Origin of the sequence: Streptomyces sp. NPDC126510 (assembly GCF_040302345.1) — a bacterium.
Lineage (GTDB): Bacteria > Actinomycetota > Actinomycetes > Streptomycetales > Streptomycetaceae > Streptomyces.
In genome coordinates this window covers 17,870-41,453 of the sequence record NZ_JBEORR010000008.1, presented here as the reverse complement: position 1 = coordinate 41,453, position 23,584 = coordinate 17,870, and the positions used below count along the sequence as shown (strand labels likewise).

The 23,584-nt window shown below is 71.6% G+C and carries 18 protein-coding genes; 6 read left to right on the top strand and 12 right to left on the bottom strand.

Annotated features, from left to right (window positions below):
* Positions 1 to 54: 54 nt before the first annotated feature.
* Positions 55 to 1,536 carry an LCP family protein gene (locus ABTX60_RS12690; protein ID WP_352097070.1) on the bottom strand — a complete coding sequence of 494 codons (1,482 nt, stop codon included), beginning with the start codon at positions 1,534 to 1,536 and terminating at the stop codon, positions 55 to 57.
* A gap of 127 nt (positions 1,537 to 1,663) precedes the next feature.
* On the opposite strand from ABTX60_RS12690, the gene ABTX60_RS12685 reads away from it, so the two are divergent.
* The gene (locus tag ABTX60_RS12685) at positions 1,664 to 2,701 is read left to right on the top strand and encodes a glycosyltransferase family 2 protein (protein WP_352097069.1); all 1,038 of its coding nucleotides are present in this window, start codon (positions 1,664 to 1,666) and stop codon (positions 2,699 to 2,701) included.
* A 94-nt stretch (positions 2,702 to 2,795) separates the two neighbouring features.
* On the opposite strand, the gene ABTX60_RS12680 is transcribed toward ABTX60_RS12685, so the two are convergent.
* Both ABTX60_RS12680 and ABTX60_RS12675 read right to left on the bottom strand, forming a co-directional pair.
* Entirely contained in the window at positions 2,796 to 3,749 is a 954-nt protein-coding gene (locus ABTX60_RS12680; RefSeq protein WP_352097068.1) for a hypothetical protein, read from the bottom strand.
* 15 nt (positions 3,750 to 3,764) lie between these two features.
* Entirely contained in the window at positions 3,765 to 4,166 is a 402-nt protein-coding gene (locus tag ABTX60_RS12675) for a hypothetical protein (RefSeq protein WP_352097067.1), read from the bottom strand.
* 274 nt (positions 4,167 to 4,440) lie between these two features.
* Between ABTX60_RS12675 and ABTX60_RS12670 the strand changes: the two genes are divergently transcribed.
* Genes ABTX60_RS12670 through ABTX60_RS12660 form a run of 3 tightly spaced genes read left to right on the top strand, consistent with a single transcriptional unit; the run spans position 4,441 to position 7,834 of the window.
* Positions 4,441 to 5,814 carry a peptidoglycan-binding protein gene (locus tag ABTX60_RS12670; protein WP_352097066.1) on the top strand — a complete coding sequence of 458 codons (1,374 nt, stop codon included), beginning with the start codon at positions 4,441 to 4,443 and terminating at the stop codon, positions 5,812 to 5,814.
* Positions 5,811 to 6,506 (top strand): ABC transporter ATP-binding protein, encoded by a 696-nt coding sequence (locus ABTX60_RS12665; RefSeq protein ID WP_352097065.1) that lies wholly within the window; start codon positions 5,811 to 5,813, stop codon positions 6,504 to 6,506. Before ABTX60_RS12670 ends, ABTX60_RS12665 begins: the two co-directional genes overlap by 4 nt.
* Positions 6,506 to 7,834, top strand: coding sequence for an ABC transporter permease (locus ABTX60_RS12660; protein WP_352097064.1), 1,329 nt, complete (start codon positions 6,506 to 6,508; stop codon positions 7,832 to 7,834). Before ABTX60_RS12665 ends, ABTX60_RS12660 begins: the two co-directional genes overlap by 1 nt.
* Positions 7,835 to 7,909: 75 nt before the next feature.
* Here the strand turns inward: ABTX60_RS12660 and ABTX60_RS12655 are convergent, their stop codons facing one another.
* The 5 genes from ABTX60_RS12655 to ABTX60_RS12635 form a co-directional block, all read right to left on the bottom strand.
* The gene (locus ABTX60_RS12655; protein ID WP_352097063.1) at positions 7,910 to 9,568 is read right to left on the bottom strand and encodes an LCP family protein; all 1,659 of its coding nucleotides are present in this window, start codon (positions 9,566 to 9,568) and stop codon (positions 7,910 to 7,912) included.
* A 225-nt stretch (positions 9,569 to 9,793) separates the two neighbouring features.
* Positions 9,794 to 11,566, bottom strand: coding sequence for an LCP family protein (locus ABTX60_RS12650; RefSeq protein WP_352097062.1), 1,773 nt, complete (start codon positions 11,564 to 11,566; stop codon positions 9,794 to 9,796).
* A gap of 232 nt (positions 11,567 to 11,798) precedes the next feature.
* Positions 11,799 to 13,607, bottom strand: a complete 1,809-nt coding sequence (locus ABTX60_RS12645; RefSeq protein ID WP_352097061.1) for an LCP family protein — start codon at positions 13,605 to 13,607, stop codon at positions 11,799 to 11,801.
* A gap of 241 nt (positions 13,608 to 13,848) precedes the next feature.
* Positions 13,849 to 15,063 (bottom strand): LCP family protein, encoded by a 1,215-nt coding sequence (locus tag ABTX60_RS12640; RefSeq protein WP_352097060.1) that lies wholly within the window; start codon positions 15,061 to 15,063, stop codon positions 13,849 to 13,851.
* Positions 15,064 to 15,426: 363 nt separating this feature from the next.
* Positions 15,427 to 16,200 carry a TIGR03089 family protein gene (locus ABTX60_RS12635; RefSeq protein WP_352097059.1) on the bottom strand — a complete coding sequence of 258 codons (774 nt, stop codon included), beginning with the start codon at positions 16,198 to 16,200 and terminating at the stop codon, positions 15,427 to 15,429.
* A gap of 150 nt (positions 16,201 to 16,350) precedes the next feature.
* Here ABTX60_RS12635 and ABTX60_RS12630 point away from each other — a divergent pair, with 150 nt between their 5' ends.
* Both ABTX60_RS12630 and manB read left to right on the top strand, forming a co-directional pair.
* Positions 16,351 to 17,826, top strand: coding sequence for a peptidoglycan recognition protein family protein (locus ABTX60_RS12630; protein WP_352097058.1), 1,476 nt, complete (start codon positions 16,351 to 16,353; stop codon positions 17,824 to 17,826).
* Positions 17,827 to 17,959: 133 nt separating this feature from the next.
* Positions 17,960 to 19,042 carry a mannose-1-phosphate guanylyltransferase gene (gene manB / locus ABTX60_RS12625; protein WP_352097057.1) on the top strand — a complete coding sequence of 361 codons (1,083 nt, stop codon included), beginning with the start codon at positions 17,960 to 17,962 and terminating at the stop codon, positions 19,040 to 19,042.
* 194 nt (positions 19,043 to 19,236) lie between these two features.
* Here manB and ABTX60_RS12620 read toward each other — a convergent pair whose 3' ends face one another.
* From ABTX60_RS12620 to ABTX60_RS12605, 4 genes are all read right to left on the bottom strand, one after another.
* Positions 19,237 to 20,238 carry a DNA-3-methyladenine glycosylase family protein gene (locus ABTX60_RS12620; RefSeq protein ID WP_352097056.1) on the bottom strand — a complete coding sequence of 334 codons (1,002 nt, stop codon included), beginning with the start codon at positions 20,236 to 20,238 and terminating at the stop codon, positions 19,237 to 19,239.
* A gap of 62 nt (positions 20,239 to 20,300) precedes the next feature.
* Entirely contained in the window at positions 20,301 to 21,632 is a 1,332-nt protein-coding gene (locus ABTX60_RS12615) for a coenzyme F420-0:L-glutamate ligase (protein ID WP_352097055.1), read from the bottom strand.
* Entirely contained in the window at positions 21,629 to 22,588 is a 960-nt protein-coding gene (cofD, locus tag ABTX60_RS12610) for a 2-phospho-L-lactate transferase (RefSeq protein ID WP_352097054.1), read from the bottom strand. Before cofD ends, ABTX60_RS12615 begins: the two co-directional genes overlap by 4 nt.
* 91 nt (positions 22,589 to 22,679) lie before the next feature.
* Positions 22,680 to 23,186: a cysteine dioxygenase gene (locus ABTX60_RS12605; protein ID WP_352097053.1), complete on the bottom strand. Its 507-nt coding sequence runs from the start codon at positions 23,184 to 23,186 to the stop codon at positions 22,680 to 22,682.
* Positions 23,187 to 23,584 lie beyond the last annotated feature (398 nt).

Below are 23,584 nucleotides of genomic sequence, written 5' to 3'. Positions count from 1 at the left end.
CTGGACTGCCGGACCCGGAGCCGAGCGGCAGGCCCTCGGGCCGGACGGCCGGCCCTAACCGCACGCCACCTCGTCCCCCCGCACCACCCCGAACTCGCCCTGTCCCGGGTCCTCGGCCCGTACCTTGCGGACGCGTTCGAAGTCCTGGCCCGCGATCACCTTCAGGGTCGCGCCCAGGCCCGCGACCGCGCGCAGCTCACTGCCCGGCAGGGCGGTCGCGAGGGACTTCGCCGAGCGGTCCCAGCGGGGGTCGTAGGCGACGACCGTGCGCTTCACGTCGAGGGTGGCGGCGTTCACCGGCGCGTGGGTCGTGCTGAAGCCCGTCGCCGCCAGGGCCGCGTCCACCCTGCGGCCGAGGCCGGGCGTGCGGGTGCCGTTCTCCACCTGCACACGGATCTGCTGCGGGGCGACCGGGACGACCCGGGCGGCGCCGCGCGGCCGGTGCACCGACAGCGGCTGGTCCTCGCGCAGGGCGTGGAAGAGGCGCTCCGCCTTCACCGGGTCCCACTTCAACGTGGAGCCGACGTCCTTCACGACGTACCCCATCTGCCCGACCGGGACGGTGGTGAACTCGGAGGAGGAGGGGGAGAAGTTCCGCATGGCGCGGCCCAGGTCCAGCATCTCGTCCGTGCCGAAGCCCTTGTCCGCCCGTACCGAGCCCAGCACCGCCCGCGTCACGTCCCGGAACTTCATCGGGTTGAGGAGGATGCCGGACGAGGTGAGCCGGTCCACGAGCGCCGCCATGAAGCGCTGCTGCCGCTTCATGCGGCCCAGGTCGGAGGCCCCGTCCACATGGCGGGCGCGCACGAACTGGAGCGCCTGCCCGCCCCGGAGCGTGTGCCGGCCGGCCGGGAGGTTCAGTCCGGTGTAGCTGTCCTGCAAAGGGTCGGCGGTGCAGATCTGCACGCCCCCGACGACGTCCACCGTCTTCATGAAGCTGGTGAAGTCGACCTCCAGATAGTGGTCGATCTTCACCTTGGTCATGTTCTCGACGGTGCGCACGGTCAGCTGCGGCCCACCCTCGGCGTACGCGGCGTTCAGCTTGAGGGGGTGTCCGTCGTGCCGCTTGCCGGACGTACGGTCGACATGCGCCGGCGTCACCGCGTACGAGTCGCGCGGCAGGCTCACCACGCTGGCCCGGTCCCGGTTCTCCGAGATGTGCACGATCATGATCGTGTCGGTGCAGTGGCAGGGCGCACCGCCCAGCCGGTACGTGCGCCGCTCCTCCCGGCCGATCTTCTCCCGGCCGTCGGTGCCGACGAGCAGGAGGTTCATGCCGTGGCCCGCCTGCGGGCGGTTCTTCATGTCCTTGAAGGGGTCGACCCGGGTGATGTCCGCGTCCAGGCTGGTCATCACCGCGTGCCCGATGCCGGCGGAGGCGAGGACCACCACGGACAGCGTGGTGAACGCCCGCAAGACCCAGCGCGGCTTGCGCGCGGGCGGTGCGGGTCGGCGCGGAGCGCGGCGGGGCGACGGGGGCTGCGGGCGGCGCTGGGGGCCGGCGGTGGACCGGGAGGACCGCGGCGGCGTGGGCATGGGAACACCTCCGGACGACGGCCGTACGTGGGATGTGTGAAACCGTAGGCCGATACGATCTGCGGCCTGCGGTACCGCCCCGGCGGCGCGCACCGGTGTCCCCCGTTCGCGGTAACGTGACCCCCCTATGAACGCCAATCCCGACGTGCGGCTCCCCGCCGTTTCCGTGATCATGCCCGTCCTCGACGAGGAGCGGCATCTGCGGGGAGCAGTCCAAGCGATCCTCGCGCAGGAGTACGCCGGCGAGATGGAGGTCGTGATCGCCCTCGGTCCGTCCACGGACCGCACGGACGAGATCGCCGCCGAGCTCGTGGCAGAAGACGCGCGTGTCCACACCGTCCCCAACCCCACCGGCCGTACGCCCGCGGCGCTGAACGCGGCGATCAACGCCTCCCGGCATCCGATCGTCGTCCGCGTCGACGGGCACGGCATGCTCTCGCCGAACTACATCGCGACCGCGGTACGGCTCCTGGAGGAGACCGGCGCGCAGAACGTCGGCGGCATCATGCACGCCGAGGGCGAGAACGACTGGGAGCACGCGGTCGCCGCCGCGATGACCTCGAAGATAGGGGTCGGCAACGCCGCCTTCCACACCGGTGGCCAGGCCGGCCCGGCCGAGACCGTCTACCTCGGCGTGTTCCGGCGCGAGGCGCTGGAGCGGCAGGGCGGTTACAACGTGGAGTTCATCCGCGCCCAGGACTGGGAGCTGAACTTCCGCATCCGGGAGGCGGGCGGCCTGATCTGGTTCTCGCCCGAGCTGAAGGTGTCGTACCGGCCCCGTCCGAGCGTGAAGGCGCTCGCCAAGCAGTACAAGGACTACGGCCGCTGGCGGCACGTGGTCGCCCGCTTCCACGAGGGCTCGATCAACCTGCGCTACCTCGCCCCGCCGACCGCCGTGTGCGCGATCGGGGCCGGGATCCTGGTGGGTGCCCTGCTGACGCCGTGGGGCTTCGTGGTACCCGGCGGCTACCTCGCGGCGATCGTGCTCGGCTCGGTCCCGGCGGGCAAGGGTCTGCCGCCGAAGGCGCGGCTGCAGATCCCCGTGGCGCTGGCCACCATGCACATGTCGTGGGGCTGGGGCTTCCTGACCAGCCCGCGGGCGCTGGCGCGGAAGGTCATCGCCTCCCGGCGCCCCGCGGTGCGCGCCGACGCCACCACGAGCTGACCCGACACGGCCAGGGGCCCCCTTCCCTTGCGGGGAGGGGGCCCCTGGTGTGTGCGCGGGCCGGAGGCCGGAGTGCGGTGCTCGTCCCGTCCGGTCAGCGGGCCCCGGCGGCGGCCGCGGCCTTCAGAATGGTGCTCTTGCGTTCCTTGAGCGTGTTCAGCAACTGCTCGTTCTTCTCGATCGCCCGCTCCTGGTACGCGACCTCGACGGCGTACCAGACGCCGATCACGTTGTGCTCGCGTTTGCAGGCGACATCGGCCTGGGCGACGCGGATCTCCTCGGCCGAGGCGGTGGCCGACCGGGCGAACCGCTTGTCCTCCACGGCGCCCATGGGGGAGGAGTAGGAGTAGCCCCGCTCCTTCATACAGGCTGACCAGGCGGTGAACGCCTTCTTCACCCGGGAGTCCTTCTGGGACTCCTGGTAGGCGAAGCCGGCGAGCTGGTCGGCGAACTCCTCCTGGTCCGGGTGGACCTTGGGTCCCTTGGAGGCGAGGTCGCGCAGGGATTTGCCCCAGCAACCCCCCTTGGGGATGGCCTTGCCGTTCTGCTTCGCCTGGGCGTTCTGCCCTTCCCGAGGGCCGAACAGCACGAGCGACTCGGCGCTCGAGTAGTTCTCCTTCGGCGGCTTGGGCCCGCGCGCGGAAGGGTCCGGGTGGTAGCCGAAGCGGGAGGCCTTGTCCGGGTCGGACACCCCGTAGCGGTTGGCGTCCCGCAGGGCCTTGTCGCCCCGGTACGGCGGCCGGGGTTCCAGGTCGAAGCCGTGGTCACGCATGCACGCGGCGGCGAGCAGGTCCTCGCCCTGCCGCCGGGTGCGCAGCTCGGTGTCGGTCCAGGCGTACGCCTCCAGCGGCAGTTCGAGATCGACCGAGGCGGCCATGCTCGGGGTGGCGCTTACCTTCGGAGGGTTCTTGAAGTCGACCGGCGGGGCGGCGCTGGAGCGGGAGCCCGGCGTGTCGTCGTCCCCGGAGCCCGAGGAGCAGGCTGTCAGCCCGAGGGCGGCGCACACCAGCGCCGCCCCGAGCCGTCGTGCGGTGGTACTGCGCGGCATGGGATCGTCCGCGCCCTAGAAGGGCTCGTAGCTGGAGGCGTTGTTGTTCTGCAGCCAGCCCGGGGTGTTGCGGCGCACACCGTCGCAGGTGTGGTTGTGCCGCTGCCCGTTGAAGTTGGAGTTGAAGAAGATCGCGTAGTTGTAGCGGGTGCCTTCGCACTTCGCGGACGACGCGTTGTTGCCCACGACCAGGCCCTTGCCCGCACCGCTGGAGCGGAACACGTCGTCGTGGTGGCTCGGCTCCTCGTCGTAGTAGTCGACGTAGGACGACGCGCCGTACTGGGTCGAGTGGTAGTACATGCACAGCTCGCCGCTGTCGCAGCGGCCGTCGTTGTAACCGGCCTGGGCCGGCGCCGAGCTCAGCGCGAGCGTGCCCAGTGCGATCGCAGCCGCGGCGAAGATGGAACGACCTCTCATCAGTTTCTCCCCGTTTCCTGTGAGGGTTGTGTGCCCAACGGCGCAGGATCTTCGCATGAGTTGCTCATGGGAGTGCAAGCGCGGTGATGCTTGTGGCTCAAAAAAGATCACCGTGGCCGTAAGTAATCGGTCGTCAAGTGGCTTTGATAACAAGTAACATGACTTTGACCGAACGAAAATGGTCATGTCGGCGTGACCATGACGATGTGAAGGTGGCCGCCGGATGGGGTGAAGGCGCACCGGCGCACATCGTCCGTTGCTGGGGGAGTGTCAGTTGTCGAAGCAGGGGGAGAGCTCCGGCCTGACCCGGCGCAGGCGGTCGCTGACCGCGCTGGCCGCGGGATCGGTCGTGCTCGTCGGTGCCGCACTGTGGACGTCCGCCTACGTGAAGTCGCCCGCGCAGGCCGCGGCCGAGGCCCGGCCACCGGCTCCCGACGTCCTCACCGCACCCGTCGAGCGGCGGGTCCTCGCCGACACGGTCGTCACCCGGGGCACGGTCTCCGCCTCCCAGATGGTGGACATCGCCCCCGCCGGCACCGCCGCCGAGGACGTCGCCCGGCCCGTGGTCACCAAGGTGATGGTGCGTTCCGGTCAGACCTTTCGCGGCGGCCGCGTCCTCGTCGAGGTCTCCGGCCGTCCGGTCTTCGCCCTGCGCGGCGAGCTCCCCGTCTACCGCGACCTCAAGCCCGGCTCCCGCGGCGACGACGTACGCCAGCTGCAGAAGGCACTGCGCGACCTCGGTCACGGCACCGGCGCCGACACCGCCGGCACCTACGGCCCCGGCACCAAGCAGGCCGTCGCCGCGCTGTACGCCGCCATCGGCTACGAACCCGTCACCGCGGGCGGCGGCAAGGACGGCGCCGATCCGCTGAAGGGCGCCCGCGACGAGGTGAAGAGCGCCCAGCGCGCCCTCGACCAACTGCTCGGCGACAAGGCGGACGCCGACGAGATCCGCTACGCCCGCGAGGACCTCACCGAGGCGAAGACCGCACTCGCAGAGGCCGAGGCCGTGTCGGGGCCGATGGTGCCCGCCTCCGAGGTCGTGTTCCTCTCCGGCTTCCCGGCCCGCGTCGACAGCATGACCGCCAAGGTCGGCACGGCCGCGGGCGAGAAGCTCGCCACCGTCTCCGCCGGCCGGCTCGTCGTCACCGGCTTCCTGGGCGCCCAGGAGAAGGACCTCGTCCGTCCCGGTCAGAAGGTCGAGGTGCTCTCCGAGGTCTACGGCCAGGAACTCACCGGCACCGTCGGCACGGTCGCCGACACACCCACCGTCCCCGAGGCGGACGGCGGCGGTGACGGCGCGGCCGCCGCGGCACCCGCCGGACAGGGCTATGCGGTCACCGTCAAGCCCGACTCCGCCCTCCCGGCCCGCCTGGCCGGCCAGGACGTACGGCTCACCGTCGAGGCCGGCTCCTCCGACGGCAAGGTCCTCGTCGTCCCGGTCTCCGCGCTGTCCGCCGGTGCCGACGCGCGCACCACCGTCACCGTCCTGGACGGCTCCGGCGAGCGGCGGCGCGTGGAGGTACGGCCCGGCACCTCCGGTGACGGCTACACAGCGGTGACCCCGGTGGGCGGCGCCCGGCTCGCGGCGGGCGACAAGGTCGTCGTCGGGGTCCGGTCCGCGGCGGGCGACGGGACCGCCAGGTGAGCACGGCCGGCGCGCCGCCGGTCATCGAGTTCCGCGGGGTGGGGCTGACCTATCCCGGGCCACCGCCCGTACCGGCCCTCAAACCCTGCGACCTGGTGGTGCGGCAGGGCGACTACGTCACGGTCGTGGGCCCCTCCGGATCGGGCAAGTCGACGTTCCTCAACATCGCGGGGCTGCTGGACGCGCCCACCGAGGGCCGGTACCTGCTCGACGGCATCGACACCGGCCCCCTCGCCGACGGCGAGCGCACCGGACTGCGCGGCCGGCGCATCGGCTTCGTGTTCCAGAGTTTCCACCTGCTGCCGCACCGCTCCGCCCTGGAGAACGTCGAGCTGGCCATGGTCTACAACGGCGGCGCCCGCCGCGGCCGCCGGGAACGCGCCCGAGAGGCGCTGCACCGGGTGGGCCTCGGCCACCGCACCGACGCGCTGCCCACCCGGCTGTCCGGCGGTGAACGCCAGCGCGTCGCCATCGCCCGGGCCCTGGTCGCCCGGCCGTCCCTGCTGCTGTGCGACGAGCCGACCGGCAACCTCGACACACAGACGGCGGAGTCGGTCCTGGCCCTCCTCGACGAACTGCACGCGGACGGCATCACCCTCGTCGTGATCACGCACGCCCCGGACGTCGCGGCCCGAGGCCGGCGGACCGTCGCCATCCGGGACGGGGTGCTGACGGAGCAGGTGGGAGTCTGATGCCGGCCCTCAAGAACCTCGGAAAGCCCGGGACCCTCAACCTCAAGAGTCCCGGCGCCCTCAAGGGTCTTCGCCTGCCGGGCTTCGGGAGGGTCGCGCGGGGCGTACCCCGTGCCGAGCGCTCCCGGTTCAGCCCCCGCGACCTGCTCTCGGAGTCCGTCGCCGGGATCCTCCAGCGACCCGCCCGCTCCGCGCTGACGGCGCTCGGCACGGTGCTCGGCGTCGGTACGTTCGTCGCGGTCCTCGGGCTGACGGCGACCACGTCCTCACAGATCGACTCCCGCTTCAACGAACTGACCGCCACCGAGGTGACCGTCGAGGACACCGGCGGCGAGCAGCCCGAGTTCCTCGCCAACGCCTTCCCGGCGGACGCCGACCGCCGTATCGAGGCACTGGGCGGAGTCCGTGAGGCCGGGGTGTACTGGCCCGTCCGGCTCGGTCCCGGCACCACCGTCGGCGCAGCGCCCGCCTCGGCCGGCGCTGCGGGGGAGCAGGCGCAGGTCGTCGCCGCCTCGCCCGGAGTCCTCGCGGCGGCCGAGCCGAGCCTGGCACAGGGCCGGACCTTCGACGCGTACCACGACCGGCACGGGGAGAACGTCGCCGTGATCGGCTCGGGGCTCGCGTCCCGCCTGGGCATCAGCACCCTGGAGACCTCCCCCGCCGTCTTCGTCGGGGACCGCGCCTTCACCGTCATCGGCATCGTCGACGACGTGGAGCGCAAGGCCGACCTGCTGCTGTCGGTCGTGGTACCGCGCACCACCGCCGAGGAGATCTGGGGCGGACCCCAGAGCGGTGAGCGGGCCAAGATGCTTATCTCCACCGACCTCGGCGCCGCCCGGCAGATCGCCTCCGAGGCGGCACTCGCGCTCGACCCGGCCCACCCCGAGCACTTCAAGGTCGTACCCCCGCCCGACCCGAAGACCCTGCGTGGTGATGTCACGTCCGACCTGAACCAGCTCTTCATGCTGCTGGCCGGGATCTGCCTGGTCATCGGGGCGGTCGGCATCGCCAACACCACACTCGTCGCCGTGCTGGAGCGCACCGGGGAGATCGGCCTGCGCCGCGCGCTCGGCGCCCGCGGCCGCCACATCACGGTCCAGTTCCTGGCCGAGTCGGGCGCGCTCGGCGCACTCGGCGGACTGATCGGCACGAGCCTTGGCACGGTGACCGTCGTCGTCATGGCCGTCCACCGCGAGTGGACGCCCGTCATCCATCCGGCGACGGTCGTGACCGCTCCCCTGGTCGGCCTGGCGACCGGTGTGCTCGCCGGTCTCTACCCGTCCTGGCGCGCCAGCCGCATCCAGCCGGCGGAGGCACTGCGCCGCTGACCCGCCACCGGACACGAAGCGGGGCCCGCCGTCCTCCCGGACGGCGGGCCCCGCTCTCTCATGCAGCGGACGTGGTCACCACCGGTAGGGCTTGTACACGTTCATGCACTCCGTCTTGTCCGCGGTCAGCGCGTCGGCGGAGTCGGGCAGGTCACCCGCCTCGGGCGCCTTCTGCTTCGGGTACGTCGTGCCCTCCCGCCAGTCGCTGCCGATGGTCAGCGTGGTGGTCACGTCGTCCGTGGCCCGCACCTGGCTGCTCGGGACGCCGACCGCCTTCGCCACCGACAGCGCGTTGGCCCGGCCCTGCTCGCCCGTGCTCTTCGGGTACGTCACCCGGGTCCGGGCCTGCGGGTCCTGCCCGCTCGCGGCGACGGCCCGGGTGAAACCCTGCCGCTGCAGCGCCGCCACGACCGCGGCGGCCCGCTGGGGAACGGCGGCCTGCTCCTCACCGGCCGTGCCGTTGACGACGGAGACCGACAGCCCCGCGGCCGGCGCGGCGGCCGGTCCGGTGGCCTTCACCGAAGCGGGGGACGGGCCCGCGTCCGTGGCCGCGCGCGCCTTGCCGCTCTTGTCGAAGGACACGTCGTCGCGGAGCATCGCCCACAACTTGTCGGCGTCCTCCGGCTTGGGCACCAGGTGGTTGCGGTTCAGGGGGTCCTCGATCCACGGCATCGTCGTCATCGTGATGCGGTTCGTCGGGACCGACTTCAGCTGCATGCCGACGTCGTACAGCTCCTTGACCGTGCCGATCTCCTCGGACACCTTCAGCGCCTTCGTGCCCGCCTCGGCCAGGCCCATCAGGCGGCCGGTGTCGGTGAAGACGTTCTGGTCCTTCAGCGTCCGGATCATCGCGTTCATGTACATGTGCTGGGCCTTGGCGCGCAGCGGGTCACTGCCCCAGGCGTGGCGGGTGCGCAGCCACTGCAGCGCCTCCTTGCCCTGCACCTTGTGCGTGCCGGCCTTCAGCTTCAGTCCGGAGCCGCCGCCCTGGCCGGGCAGCGGCCGGTCCCACACGTTCTGGTTGACGCAGACCGGGACACCGCCGATGGCGTCCGCCATGTCCACCACTCCGGCGAAGTCGACCATCATCCAGTGGTCGATGTACACACCGGTCATGTTCTGCCAGGTGGCGAGGGTGCAGCCAGGGCCGCCGCGCTGGAGCGTCTCGTTGATGATCGTGTTCTTCGCCGGGTACTTCTCCCCGGTGTCGGGGTCCACGCACTTGGGGATGTCCACCCGGGTGTCCCGCGGGATGCTCACCACGGACGCGCTCTCGCGGTCCGCCGAGACGTGCAGGAGCATCTGCACGTCCGCCAGGGGCTTGCTGCCGACGTTGTCCCTGCCGCCGCCGAGCTTGACGTTCTCCGCCGAGTTCCGGCTGTCGGAGCCGATGAGCAGGATGTTGAGGGGTGTCTGGCCCGCCGCGTTGGGGCCGGTCTTCTTGACGTCGGACTCGCCGGCGTTGCGTTTGCCCTTGTCGATGTTGCCGTTGAGATGGCGGTAGTAGAGGTATCCGGCGCCGGCCGTCCCGAGTATCAGGACCGACAGCACGATCGCGGACCAACGCAATATCCGGCGTCCGCCGCCGCGTCGCCGGCCGCGCCGACGGCCGCGGCCGCCTCTGCCCCCCTCGCCCCCGCCCGCGGCGGGCGCCGCCGTCCCCGGACGTTCGTCCTGGGACGGGCCGCCCGAATCGTGCCGTGTGCCGCCTGCGCGCACGTCACTCTGCGCCATACCCTGCCTCCCCACCCCAATGGCCGACCCACGGGTCGCCCCGCGTCATGTTCGGATCACGGGTGACCCGTGTCCGTCCGGACCACGGGTTCCCCCACTGCTCCGCCGGAGCACGGTCGTCCCCGCTTCTGGTTGGACCTCTGACATGCCCGGTCGGATGTACACCCGGCCGATTCGTCCGGGCTTGCTCCGTCCACCTGTTAGACGCAGGAAGGGACGGTCAGGTCACTTCGCGCACTCGACCTTGTCGGCCGTGGCCTTCTGCACGTCGTCCGGCACCTTCGCCGGAGTGGTGAGGGGAACGCCCGCGCCCTCGAAGTCCTTGCCCAGGGTCAGCGTCATCGCCGGCACCCCCTGGGAGTTGGTCACGCTCTTGCCCGGCTTGAGCGCGGCCCCGGACAGGCCCATGATCTCCGCGAGCCGGCGCGCCTGGTCCGCCTCGTCGGGCCCGTACTCCAGCGTGGTTTTGGCCAGCGGCTGTTCGGCGTTGCCCGCGTTCTCGGACTTGGTCACGCCCTCCTGGACCTGCAGCCAGCTGAGGGTCTCCTGGGCGCTGCCCGCGACAGCACCGCCGTTGAGGATCCGCACCCGGACCTCGGAGGCCGGTGCCTTGGTGCCCTTTAGCCGGGCGGCCTCGGCGGCCTTCTCCTTCTTCTTCTCCTGCTTCACCGCGGTCAGCGACACGTCGTCGCGGACCATCGCGAACAGCTGCTGGGCCTGAGGCTCCTTCAGGACCACCGTGGCCTTGATCTTCTCCGCGGGGTTGTCGACGACGGGCACGGTCGCGAACGTGAGGTTCTTCGTGTCGAACTTGCCCAGTTCTGCCCCGAGATCGGCCAGTTTCTTGATCGTGCTGATCCGCGAGTCGACGGTCAGCGCCTCGGTGCCCGCCTCGGCCAGCTTGAGCATCTTTGGCGGGCTGGTCAGGGTGTCGTTGGACTTCAGGCTGCGCATCATGGAGCTCAGGAACTGCTGTTGCAGTTCGATCCGGCTCAGGTCACCGCCGAAGCCCACGGAGTGCCGGGTCCGTACGAAGGCCAGCGCCTCCTCGCCCTCGATCGTGTGCTCGCCCTTGGGCAGGTCGAGCTTGGAGTCGGGGTCCTTGATGTCCTTGGCCAGACAGACCTTGACCCCGCCCACCGCGCTGGACAGCGTCTTGACCGCGTTGAAGTCGGCCACCATGAAGTGGTCCATCTTCAGTCCGGTGAGCTCGGTGATCGTGCGCATGGTGCAGCTCGGCGTCCGCTCCTCCTGCCCCAGGCTGTTGTTGAAGCGGGTGCGCTGCTTGCCCGGGATGACCTTCTCCGAGCCGTCCTCCTGCGTGGTCGGGCAGTCCGGGATGTCGGTGATCAGGTCGCGCGGGATGCTCATCACCGTCGCGTTCGTGCGGTCCTTGGAGACGTGCAGCACCAGCGTGGTGTCCGCGTGCCCGGCGCTGTCCTTGTCGCCGTAGCCCTCGTTGCCCTTGCCGGTGCGCTTGTCGGTGCCGATCAGCAGGATGTTGATCGCGCGGTCCTTGCTGAACCCGCCGGTGCCGGCGCCGTCGTCGGAGACGGACGTGATGTTGTTGTTGAGGTGCTGGTAGTAGAGGTACGCGGCCGCGCTCGTCCCGATGAGTACGAAGGCCAGGGAACCGCCGGTCCACATCAGGACCTTCTTGCCCTTCCCCTTCTTCGGCGCCGGACGGCGCCCGCGCCGCCCCGCGGCCGCGTCGGCCGGGGCGCTGGTGCGTCTGCGCGAGGAGGTTGCCTCACCGCCGGATGCCGCCGCCCCGGAACGCCGGGCGGGTTCGGTCCGGCGGGCCGGTTCGGTCCGGCGGGCGCGTGCCGCGCCGCCAGCCCCGGTCGGGCCACGGTCACCGGGGCCACGGGGCCCGGGAACGGACGACTGCGCTGCGGAAGGGGCCAGTCGCAGTTCGTATTCGCCGGTGTTCGGGTTGAGTACCCACTGGTCTGCGGGATCGACGTCGTCCGCCCGCCCACGGCCTTGCGCGTCCACGGTTGCCTGTTCCTCCGTCGGGCCACGCGGCGCCCTCCCCCGGAAGGCGCACGGTGCTGGTCAAGCAGTGCACTCTCCCAGGACGGAGCTCATGGGTGAGAGCACTGGATCGCACACACTATCCGCACACTTCGGCGTCAAGCGACGTGGGTGAGAAATTGCACGTTCTCACAACTGGGCAATCCCGCCCATTTGTTTGAAGGAAGTTCGGCGAACGCGAAGGAAATGCACCTCACTTGGCGCACTCCACCTTGTCGGCGGTGGACTTCTGCACCCCCTCCGGCGCCTTGGTGGGTGCGGTGAGGGAAACCCCCGCCCCCTCGAAGTCCTTGCCGAGGGTCAGCGTCATCGCGGGCAGCCCCTGGTCGTTGGTGACGCTCTTGCCCGGCTTCATCGCGGACCCGGACAGACCCATGATGCCGGCGAGGCGGCGGGCCTGGTCGGCCTGGTCGGGCGCGTACTCGAGGGTGGTCTTCGCCAGGGGGGCGGGGGCGTTGCCCGCGTTCTCGGACTTGGTCACACCCTCCTCGTTCTGCAGCCAGCTGAGGGTCTCCTGCGCGCTGCCGGCGACGGCACCGCCGTTGAGGATCCGCACCCGGACGTCGGAGGCCGGGGCCTTGGTGCCCTTCAGACGGGCGGCGACCGCGGCGGCCTCCTTCTTCTTCTGCTCCTTGACGGCGGTGAAGGAGACGTCGTTCCTGATCATGTCGAAGACCTGCGGGGCCGTCGACTCGTTGAGCACGACGGTGGCCTTGACCTTTTCCGCCGGGTTGTCGATCACCGGGACGGTGGTGAACGTCAGGTTCTTGGTGTTGAGCTTTCCCAGCTCCAGGCCGAGGTCCTTCAGCTTGCCGATGCTGTCCAGCTGCGAGTCGACGGTCAGTGCCTTGGTGCCCGCCTCGGCCAGGTCGAGCATCTTCGACGGGCTGGTGAGGGTGTCGTTGGACTTCAGCTTGCGCATCAGCGCGCTCAGGAACTGCTGCTGCAGCCCGATCCGGCTCAGGTCCCCGCCGAAACCGACGGCGTGCCGGGTGCGCACGAAGGCCAGGGCCTGCTCGCCCTCGATGGTGTGCATGCCCTTGGACAGCTTCAGGTGCGAGTCCGGGTCGTCGAGGTCCTTGCCCACGCAGACCTCGACCCCGCCCACCGCGCTGGTCAGCGTCTTGACCGCGTTGAAGTCCGCGACCATGAAGTTGTCCGGCTTCACCCCGGTCAGCTCGGTCACGGTCCGCATCGTGCAGCTGGGCGTCCGGCCGTCCTGGCCGAGGCTCGTGTTGAAACGGACCTGCTGCGTACCGGGGATGATCTTCTGCGTGCCGTCCGCCTGCGTGGTCGGGCAGTCCGGGACGTCGGTGATCAGGTCACGCGGGATGCTCAGCGCGGTCGCGTTCGACCGGTCCTTGGAGACGTGCAGCAGGATCGTGGTGTCGGCGTGCCCGACACTGCCCGCGTCGCCGTAGTTGGCGTTGCCCTTGCCGGTGCGCTTGTCCGTGCCGATCAGCAGGATGTTGATCGCCTTGTCCTTGCTGAAGCCACCGGTGCTCGCGCCGTCGTCGGAGACGGACGCGATGTTGTTGTTCAGGTGCTCGATGTAGAAGTACGCCGCACCCGCGCCGGCGACCAGCACGAACGCCATCGTGCCGCCGGTCCACAGCAGGACCTTCTTGCTCTTCGAGACCGTCTTCGCCGGGCGTCGTCCGCGCCGTCCCGGCAGCGGCTCCTCCGGCGCCCCGCGGCGCCTGCGCGGCGGCGGCACCGCGCGGCCCGGCGCCTCGGACCGCGACCGGCCGGGCGCCTCGGGCCGTGACCGGCCGGGCGCCTCGGGCCGTGACCGGCCGGGCGAGTCCGTACGTCCGCCTGCCTCCGTACGGCCGCGCGTGGGCGGGGCCGCCTCGGAGGACCGCGGCCTGCGGGGTGAGGGGACGCCCGACTGCGGCGCCGAAGGCCCCAGTCGCAGTTCGTATTCGCCGGTGTTCGGGTTGAGCACCCACTGATCTGCGGGGTCGATGTCGTCCGCCCGCCCACGGCCTTGCGCGTCCACGGTTGCCTGATTCCTCCGTCGGGGGACGCGGCGCCTTCCCCCTCCAAGGCGCCCGGGTCTCGGTCACACAGTGCGCGACCTCGGGACCGTCCCTCGGGGCCGGGCGCACCGGATCGCTCACACTAACCGGCCCTTTCGGCGCCGGGCGACGACGGTGACCCATGCCACGTCTCCACACTCGGGCAATTCGCCCATTCCCGGGTGGAGAGTCCATTGCCTTGGAGTGGCCTTGGTGTCCGCTTTACTCGCAGGTGTCCTCGGCTGCCGTGTTCCCCCGATACGTCGGTGGAGGAGAAACGGTGACGGCGGGCCCGAGGCGAGGGCCCGGATGCGTGCCCCCGTACGACCCTTCGCGGGTGCCGGAACGGCTCGGCGGGGTGGAACCTCGCGGGCCGTTCCCCTCCACGACCAGGGGTGCGTCCGTGCGCAGCCGCTCGAAGAGCCGGTCCGCCGCGGGCTCCACGAGTTGGTCGCGATTGGCGTCGTACGCGTACGACTCCCGGGGGACGGTCAGGAATTGCACTTGTTCCATGGGGATGTCGCGCAGACCGCGCACAAGATCGTACAAACCGCGCAAGCTGGCCAGTTCCGGGTCGGTGGTGAGGGACGACGTGGCGGCATCCAGCACGGGATACAGCTTCACCGGGTTCAGCAGGACGTTATTGCTGCGCACCTTGTTGACGAGTGCCCCGAGGAATCGCTGCTGCCGCTCCATCCGCTCGGTGTCGCTGCCGTCGCCGAGGGTCTTGCGGGCGCGGACGTAGCCGAGGGCCTGCTCGCCGTTCAGCGTCACGTGCCCGGCGGGCAGCCGCAGCTTGGCGGCCCGGTCGTCGATCGGCTCCCGCAGGCACACCTCGACGCCGTCGACCGCGTCGACCATCTTCTTGAAGCCGTGGAAGTCGACGACGACGTGGTGGTCGATGCGGATGTCGGTCAGCTTCTCCACGGTCCGGATGGTGCAGGCCGAACCGCCCAGCTGGAAAGCCTGGTTGAACATGGCGAACCGGGGCGCGCTGCGGGACCCGTCCGGGCGCCGGCAGCCCGGCAGGTCCACCATCAGGTCCCGGGGGATGGAGACGGCGGTGGCGCTGCCCCGGCCGGCGGACAGGTGCAGCAGGATCGCGGTGTCGGACCGCTCGGTGCCGGAGTCCCGCCCGTAGCGGGCGTTGTCGGTCCCCTCACGCGAGTCCGACCCGATCAGCAGGATGTTCCGGGCGTCCTTGACGAGGGAGGTGGGCCGCTCCTTGTCGTACCGCGCGAGTTCGGCGGCGGCGGCCTCGTCGGGCGTGATGTTCCCGCTGAGCTTCGCGTACACGGCCCAGCCGGCCCCGCCGGCCGCCACGAGGAGAGCCGTGATCCCGAAGGCCGTGACGCGCACCCACCGCCGTCGCCGCCGACGCACCAGCCCCCGCCCGCTGGCGGACGCCCCCGCGCCCGGACCGACCCTGTAGCCCACGGCAGCAACCACCCCTCCTGAACCGGGAACGCCCCGCGCGCACTGCTCCTACGACCATGGCGCGGCCGGCGGACGGGGGGTGGGTGGGGATGGGCCGAACGGGGGAGAGGCCGGGCTACCGGCCTGCCGTGCCGCGGGTGGCGGCGACGGTGTCTGCTGTGCGAGGCGCGGTGTGAGCGGCCCGCCGCGCCCCGGGTGGTGGTCGCGACGGCGTCTGCTGTGCGACGCGCGGTGTGAGCGGCCCGCCCGACCCGCGGTTCGCCGTCCAGCCCTGCTCACCGAGCCCGGTCGGCAGGGCGGTGACGAACTCGCGCCGCGCCCCGGGTGGTGGTCGTGACGGCGTCTGCTGTGCGACGCCCGCCCTCAGCGGCCTGCCGTGCTGCCGCGGGCGATCACCGTGACCCGTTCGCTCTCCACCCGCTTGTCCAGCACCCCGTCCCCGGCCTGGTCCAGGTGCCGGCACAGCACCACGGAACCCCCGGTGGCCAGCGGCCCGAACAGCCCGGCGTTCAATCCGTCCCACGTGTCGTACGGCAGCCCCGACAGGATCCGCGACCCCGGCCCGGTCAGCCCCAGCGCCGTCGCCTCGGCCCGGGCCCGCTCGACCACCTCGGCCCCGCTGAACTCCCGCCCGGCCACGATCAGCCCAGGCTCCTCCGGATCCACGGGGGCGTACGGCACGAACCGGTCACCCTGCCCCGGCACCTCCACCGCGTAGTCGGTGAAGCCCTCGGGCATCTGCGGAAACCGCCCTCCGAGGGGTCGCAGCGCCATCGCGATCCGCGAACCGGAGCACGCCCGGGCCTCCTCCAGCCGGTCCGGCCCGCTCACCACGACGTCGGCTGTCCGGGCCTCCCCGGACACGTCCGCGACGACCCCCACCGACGCGCACGCCAGCAGCCACACCGCCGTCTGCCAGTGCGCGGGCAGCAGCAGCGCCACCCGGTCCCCGGGCTCCACGGACAGCTCGTCCTGGAGGAGGTTCGCGGTCTTGGCCACCCAATTGGCGAAGGTGGCCACGGACAGTTCGACCCGTTCGCCCGTGGCGTCGTCGTAGAAGGTCACCAGGGGGCGTCCCGGATCCGCGGCGAGCGCGGAACCCAGCAGGTCGGCAGGGGTGCGATCGGTGGCGTTCACCCGCGCAAGCGTACGCAACGCACCGGCCTCCACCCAACGTCCCGCCGAGCGCCGCGCCCCGGATCCGCCACCGGTTCGGCCGAACCCCGGCCGACGGCCCGTCAAGTCCCAAATAGACAGACTTGTACGACTATGTCGAAGATCAGGGGCATGCGTGGATTCCTTGCTTCCTCGATCGGTGTCACCTGCGCGGCAGCTCTGGCCCTCCCCCTCACCCCTCCCGCCCTCGCGGCGCCGGCGAGATCCGCGCCGGCGAGACCCGCGCCGGCCACGGAGGCCGCGAGACCCGCGCTCCCCGCGGGTTCCCCGGCCATGAACCCGGCCGAGCGGCGCGCGGCCGAACCGTACGTGGCAGGCAGCACCCAGTCCCTCCCCCTCGAACCCCTCACCCGTACGCGCGCCACCCCCTCCGGCCCCTCCACCGAGCAGGGCCTGTCCCGCCGCGCGGTACGTCACTTCTCCCTCGTCGGCGTCATCTGGGACGACCCCGACGCCGAACTGCACGGCCGGGTCCGGGTCCGCACGCGCGCCGCCGGCACCGGTACCTGGTCGGGCTGGCAGGACCTGGAGACCCACAACGCCGACCACTCCGCCGACCCGGACACCCCCGAGAGGGCCTCGGGCCGCGTCCGCGGCGCCACGGCACCGCTGTGGGTGGGCGACTCGAACGGTGTGGAACTCCGGGTCAGCTCCGAGTCCGCCGGCAGGGCGGCCGGCTCCCGCGCGCGCCTCTCGGACACCCGCAAAGTGCCCGCCGCGCTCCCGCTGCCCTCGGGCCTGCGCCTCGAACTCGTCGACCCGGGCAAGGCCGACGTCACATCCCTCGGTGTCGGGGGCCCCCGCGCCGCCGACGCCCGAAACGCCGAGTCCTCCGCCCTCATCGAGGCCTCCGCCGCCAACGCCGGCCTCGCCCCCCTCGGCGCCACCGAGATCGCGGCACTGAGCCGCGCCGGGACCGAGCAGGAATACCTCGCCTTCAACGCCGGCGTGCTGACGGAGCAGCAGCGGCAGGCGAAGCCGTACATCGGCCCGCGCCCGGGCATCGTCACGCGGCGCGGCTGGGGTGCGAACGAGGGGTTGCGGGAGAGCGGCCTCCGGTACACGAAGAAGGTCAAGGCGGCCTTCGTGCACCACACGGCCAGCGGCAACAAGTACAGCTGCTCGCAGGTCCCCTCACTCATCCGCGGTATCTACCGCTACCACGTCAAGAGCATGGGATGGCGGGACATCGGCTACAACTTCCTCATCGACAAGTGCGGAAAGATCTACGAGGGCCGTGCCGGGGGCGTGGCGAAACCGGTCCTCGGCGCGCACACGCTGGGTTTCAACAGCAACAGCATGGGGATCGCCGTCCTCGGGTCCTACGGCACCAAGAAGCCGTCGAAATCCGCGGTCAAGGCCATCGCCCGGCTGACCGCGTGGAAGCTGGGGCTGTACCGGATGAACCCGAAGGGAAAGACTTACCTGAAGTCGGCCGGCAGCAATCTCCACCGAAAAGGCAAGAAGGTTCGACTGAACGTGATCTCGGGGCACCGGGACGGCTTCAAGACCGAGTGCCCGGGACGCAAGCTCTACGGAAAGCTCGGCTCGGCCCGCTCCAAGGCGGCCCGCTACCAGGGCCGCTGAGCACACGTTCACCGCCGTCGGGGGGCAGCGGGCGGCACGCCGCACGGCCAACGAAGGCGCCACGGAACGATCTGCATACACTGACCGGCCGAAAGACAGTTCGGCCGGTCCCGGCAGGAAGCAGAGACGACACGTGACTGAAGCGATCCTCCTGGTCGGCGGCAAGGGCACCCGGCTGCGCCCGCTCACGGTGCACACGCCCAAGCCCATGGTCCCGGCGGCCGGGGTGCCCTTCCTCACGCATCAGCTGGCGAGAGCGAGAGCGGCCGGTGTCGAGCACATCGTCCTGGCCACCTCGTATCTGGCCGAGGTCTTCGAGCCGTACTTCGGCGACGGCTCCGCGCTGGGACTCCACCTCGAGTACGTCACCGAGGAGGAGCCGCTCGGCACGGGCGGTGCCATCCGCAACGTGGCCTCCCGGCTGCACTCCGGCCCCGACGACCCGGTGCTGATCTTCAACGGCGACATCCTGACGGGCCTGGACATCCGGGCCCTGGTCGACACCCACGAGACGACGGGCGCGGACGTCTCCCTGCACCTCACCAAGGTCACCGACCCGCGCGCCTACGGCCTGGTCCCCACCGACGACACGGGCAGGGTCCTGGCGTTCCTGGAGAAGCCGCAGACCCCAGAGGAGATCGTCACCGACCAGATCAACGCGGGGGCGTACGTCTTCCGCCGCTCGGTCATCGACTCGATCCCGCTGGGCAGGCCGGTGTCGGTGGAACGGGAGACCTTCCCCGGCCTCCTCTCGGCCGGCGCGCACCTCCAGGGCATGGTCGACTCGACGTACTGGCTGGACCTGGGCACCCCGGCGGCCTTCGTCCGGGGCTCGGCGGACCTGGTACTCGGCCGGGCTCCCTCGCCCGCCGTCCCCGGCCGCTGCGGCGACCGCCTGGTCCTGCCCACGGCCCAGGTCGCGTCCGACGCGAAACTGGCGGGCGGCACGGTGGTGGGCGAGGGCGCCTTCGTCGCCGAGGGCGCGCGGATCTACGGCAGCACGATCCTGCCGGGCGCGGTCATCGAGCCGGGCGCCGTCATCACCGACTCCCTGATCGGCACCCGGGCCCGCGTCGGCCAACGCTCGGTCCTCACCGGCACGGTCATAGGAGACGGCGCGGTGATCGGCCCCGACAACGAACTCCTGGAGGGCGCCCGCATATGGTGCGACGCCCGCATCCCCGCAGGAGCGGTCCGCTTCTCATCGGACCAGTAGGCGAGCCACCGCTACGGACACGCGTGCTGCCGCCTCCCCCCCCGCTGCGGGCATGCGTGCCGCTGGGGGCGGCACGGGTGGGCGTGGGGGCCCCCTGCTCGAGCGAAGCCGAGAGCTTGGGGGAGGCACCCCGCTACGCCGGGCCGCGGACCCACCCGCCCTGAGCACGGACGCCGAGCCCCCGAACCAAGAGCTCACAACTGCCCGATATCCCACCGAGGCATCTTCGGCGCCCTGCGCGCCGGCACCCTCCCGCTCAGCAGAATCAACCGAGCCGCCCGATGCCGCTGCCCCGCATACGGCTCGAGCAGCTCCAGCATCGCCGCATCGTCCGCATCCCGGTCCCCGGCCAGCGCCCACCCCACGATCCCGGGCAGATGCAGATCCCCCACCGTCACCTCGTCCGCCGCGCCATGACTGCGCTGCACCGTCTCCGCGGAGGTCCACGGTCCGATACCCGGCACCAGCTCCAGCCGCGCCCGAGCCGCCCCGGGCTCCATCCCCACGGCCTGCTCCAGCCGCGCGGCGACCCGCACCGCACGCAGGATCGTCGACGCCCGCTTGTTGTCGACCCCGGCCCGGTGCCACTCCCAGGACGGAATCAGTGCCCACGTCCGCGGCTCCGGCATCACGTACATCCGCGCGGGCGCGGGCCCCGGCGCCGGCTCCCCGAACTTCCGCACCAGCAACCGCCACGCCCGGTACGCCTCATCGGTCGTGACCTTCTGCTCCAGGATCGACGGGATCAGCGACTCCAGCACGAGCCCGCTGCGCGTCAGCCGCAACCCCGGCCGCCGGTGCCGGGCCGACGCCAGCAGCCGGTGCCGCGGCACGAACGCCGACGGATCGTCCGCGGCCCCGAGCAGCTCCGGCAACCCCTCCAGCAGCCACCGGGCCCCGGGCCCCCAGGCCTCCCCGCGCACCTCACCGCCGTACGCGCACACCCTCAGCGTCCCGGGCCCGGCCGGAGTGAGGCTGGTCCGCCACACCGACCCGTCCGGTGTCGCCCGGAACGTCGGATCGCCGGGCCCGCGCCGCAACGGCCCGAGGACGAGGCCGAGATCCAGCGGCCCGTCCGGCACCCAGGTGCGTACCCGCCCCGGTCCCGTCGCCTGCCGCGGCACACCGGGGGGCACGGCGACATGCCCGCCGCGCACCGTGGTGCGCGTGGGTCGCGGAGCGAATCGTCCTGCCATGAATGACGTCCCTGGGATCCGTGCGGAGCGGCCCTACGAGCGTAGGCGCCGCCCGGCTCCTGTCACCGCACCTCGATGAAAGCCCCCGCGTCCCGCTCGGGCCGCGGCCGCGGTTCCCCGGCCGGATGCCCGACCGCCACCGCCCCCATCGGGTCCCAGTCCGCCGGCAGGTCCAGCACCTCGCGCACCACGTCCCGGCAGAACATCGTCGACGACACCCAGGCCGAACCCAGCCGCTCCCCGGCCAGCGCGACCAGGAAGTTCTGTACGCCGGCACCGGTGGCGACCACGAACATCTCCCGCTCGGCACCGTCCCTGCGCAGGTCGCCGTAGGTGTGCGAACCGTCCATGACCAGGCAGGGGACGACGAGGTAGGGCGCGTTGCGCAGCACGTCCCCACGCTTGACCCGCTTGGCGATGGACTCCTCGCTCTTGCCGTCCCGCCGCAGGTCGGCGATCCACGCGTCCCGCATGGCGTCGAGCAGTCGCGTCCGCGACTCCTGCGACTCCAGCAGCACGAACCGCCACGGCGTCGTGTGGTGCGGGGCCGGGGCCGTCACGGCGGCGGCCACGGCCCGCCGTACGGCACCCGCGTCGACGGGCTCGTCCGTGAAGGAGCGGACCGTGCGCCGCTGGGTCACGGCCTGCCGGACCGCCTCCGAGGTGCCGAGGCGGAACATGTCGTCGCGTGCGCCGCGGACCATCGCCCGCGCTCCCTCGCCGTCGTCCCCCTGCGCGACCAGGTGCGCGAGCCCGCGCACCACCGCGACGGGCAGCCCCGCGGCCTTGCCCTTGACCAGGTCGCCGGCGGCGGCGAGTTCGTCGGCCGTGGCGACGACGGTGGCGCTGAGCGGATTGCCGTACGCGTCCGTGCCGCCGCGCAGATCGTCGAGCACGCGTACTCCGGCCGCACCGATCGCGACGTCCGTGAGCCCGGAGCGCCAGGGCCGGCCGAACGTGTCGGTCACCACGACCCCGACGTCGACGCCGAGGGCGTCGAGCAGTCCTTCACGGATGGCGCGGGCGGAGGCGTCCGGGTCCTCGGGCAGCAACAGCACCGTCCCGGCGGGGGTGTTGGACGCGTCGACCCCGGCCGCGGCCATGACCAGGCCCTGCCGGTTCTCCACGATCCGCAGGGCGCCGCGCCGGGCCACCACCCGGACCGTCTCCGCGTCGATCGCCGCCTCCCGATCGGCGGCCCGGACGATCCGGCCCTCCGCCTTGGACACGATCTTCGAGGTGACGAGCAGCACGTCCCCGTCGGCCAGACCGGGCTCGGCGGCCGCGATCAGCTTCGCCAGGTCGTCCCCGGCCGTGATCTCGGGCAGCCCGTCCAGGGCCCACACCCGGTACCCGGCGGCAGCCGGCTCCGTGCCGGTGACCTCGCCGCTCACGCTCCCCGCACCTCCTCGGCCAGCGCCAGCGCCTCCTGGGCCATCCGCGCGGTCGCGTGGGCGTCGCTCATCATCAGCGGCACGGCCCGGCAGCGGATCCCGGCCGCCTCGACCCGCTCCACCGCCCCGGCGTCCACCGAGGCGACGAGCCAGCCGTCCAGCAGGCCCGAGCCGTAGTGCTCGGCCACCGCCGTGGCGGTCGACTCGACGCCCACGGCGGCGAGCACCTTGTCGGCCATGCCCCGCACGGGAGCGTCACCGACGATGGGGGAGAGGCCGACGACCGGTACCCCGGCGTCGGCGATCGCCTCCCGGATGCCGGGCACGGCGAGGATCGTGCCGATCGACACGACCGGGTTGGACGGCGGGAAGAGGATCACGTCCGCTTCACCGATGGCCTCCAGGACGCCGGGGGCGGGCTTCGCCTGGTCGGCGCCCACCGGCACGACCGCCCGGGCGGGCACCGAGGCGCGCAGTCGCACCCAGTACTCCTGGAAGTGGATCGCCTTGGTCTCGCCGTCGATCTCGACGGCCACATGGGTCTCGACGCGGTCGTCGGACATGGGCAGGAGCCGCACGCCCGGCTTCCAGCGGTCGCAGAGCGCCTGGGTCACCGCGCTCAGCGGGTATCCGGCGCCGATCATCTGCGTCCGCACGATGTGCGTGGCGAAGTCCCGGTCGCCCAGGCCGAACCACTCGGGCCCGACGCCGTAGGCCGCGAGCTCCTCCTTGAGGTGGAAGGTCTCGTCGGTACGCCCCCAGCCCTGCTCCTCGTTGATGCCGCCGCCGAGCGTGTACATCACCGTGTCCAGGTCCGGGCAGACCTTGAGCCCGAAGAGGTGGATGTCGTCCCCGGTGTTGCCGATGACCGTGATGTCCGCGTCCGGGACGGCCCGCTTCAGACCACGCAGGAACCGGGCACCGCCGATGCCGCCTGCCAGAACCACAATGCGCATTGAAACAGTGTGTCAGCCGTCTGGCTGACTCGTTGAGGGGTGGTGGTCGGGCGACGGGTGGGACGGTCTCGCAGGCCCCTGCGACAACCGGTCAGGCAGTCACCACACCCGGTACGTCCCGGGCCTCGCAGTGCTGGGCCGTGTGCATCGGCATCTCGGTGAGGCCCGGGTAGTACACGTGCAGGCTCACCGCCGGCTCCAGCGCGTCGTTGACGACTTCGTGTACGTACCCCGGCGCGAACACGCGCTGCGCGCCCGCCCGCAAGGCGCGTGTGCCCCGCTCCGTGCGCTCGGTCAGCGTGCCGTCCAGGACGGTGAGCACACCGGAGGAGCGGCCGTGGTCGTGGAGCCCGCTGCCCTGTCCCGGCACCCAGGACAGCAGCCACACCTCGTAGCCCGGGCCGGTGCGCAGCCGGTGGTACCAGCGGCTGGTCGCGTCGTAGCGGACGAGGTGCTCCCACTGGGAGCGGTCCTCGGCGATGGAGCGGGCCAGTCCGACGAACTCGGCGACGGTGGCCGGGTGCTCGCGCGGGGTCTGCAGGAGGTGGGTGACTTCGAGGAGGTCGCCGGCGATCTGGAGGTCGCTGTCGCTGTTCATGGGGGTGTGTGGTTCCTCAGTGAAAGAAGGTCAGAGGGAACGGGAGCCGAGAGACGGGTGGCTCGGCCTTCAGCTGGAGCAGGTGTGGCTCAACAGCTGGAACAGCAACAGCTACAGCGAGCGCGGGCAGCACCGTGGGACCCGGCGGTGCGGGTCGAGGTGAGTGCCAAGTTCGCGAGCATGCCCACAAGGACACCGGTTCACACCTTCACTGTCAACTCGACACCCGGTATGTGGGACGTGGTTCACCTCATCCGGTCGATCGCTCAGATGAAAGGTTTGTTCATGGCTCACCCGGGACACATGGCGTCCATCCGGGCGCGCAAACCCCGTTGCGTAGTCGTGATCCGACTGTGATCCGTTTCGCTTCGACGTGCGTGTCGGAACGAGATCGAACT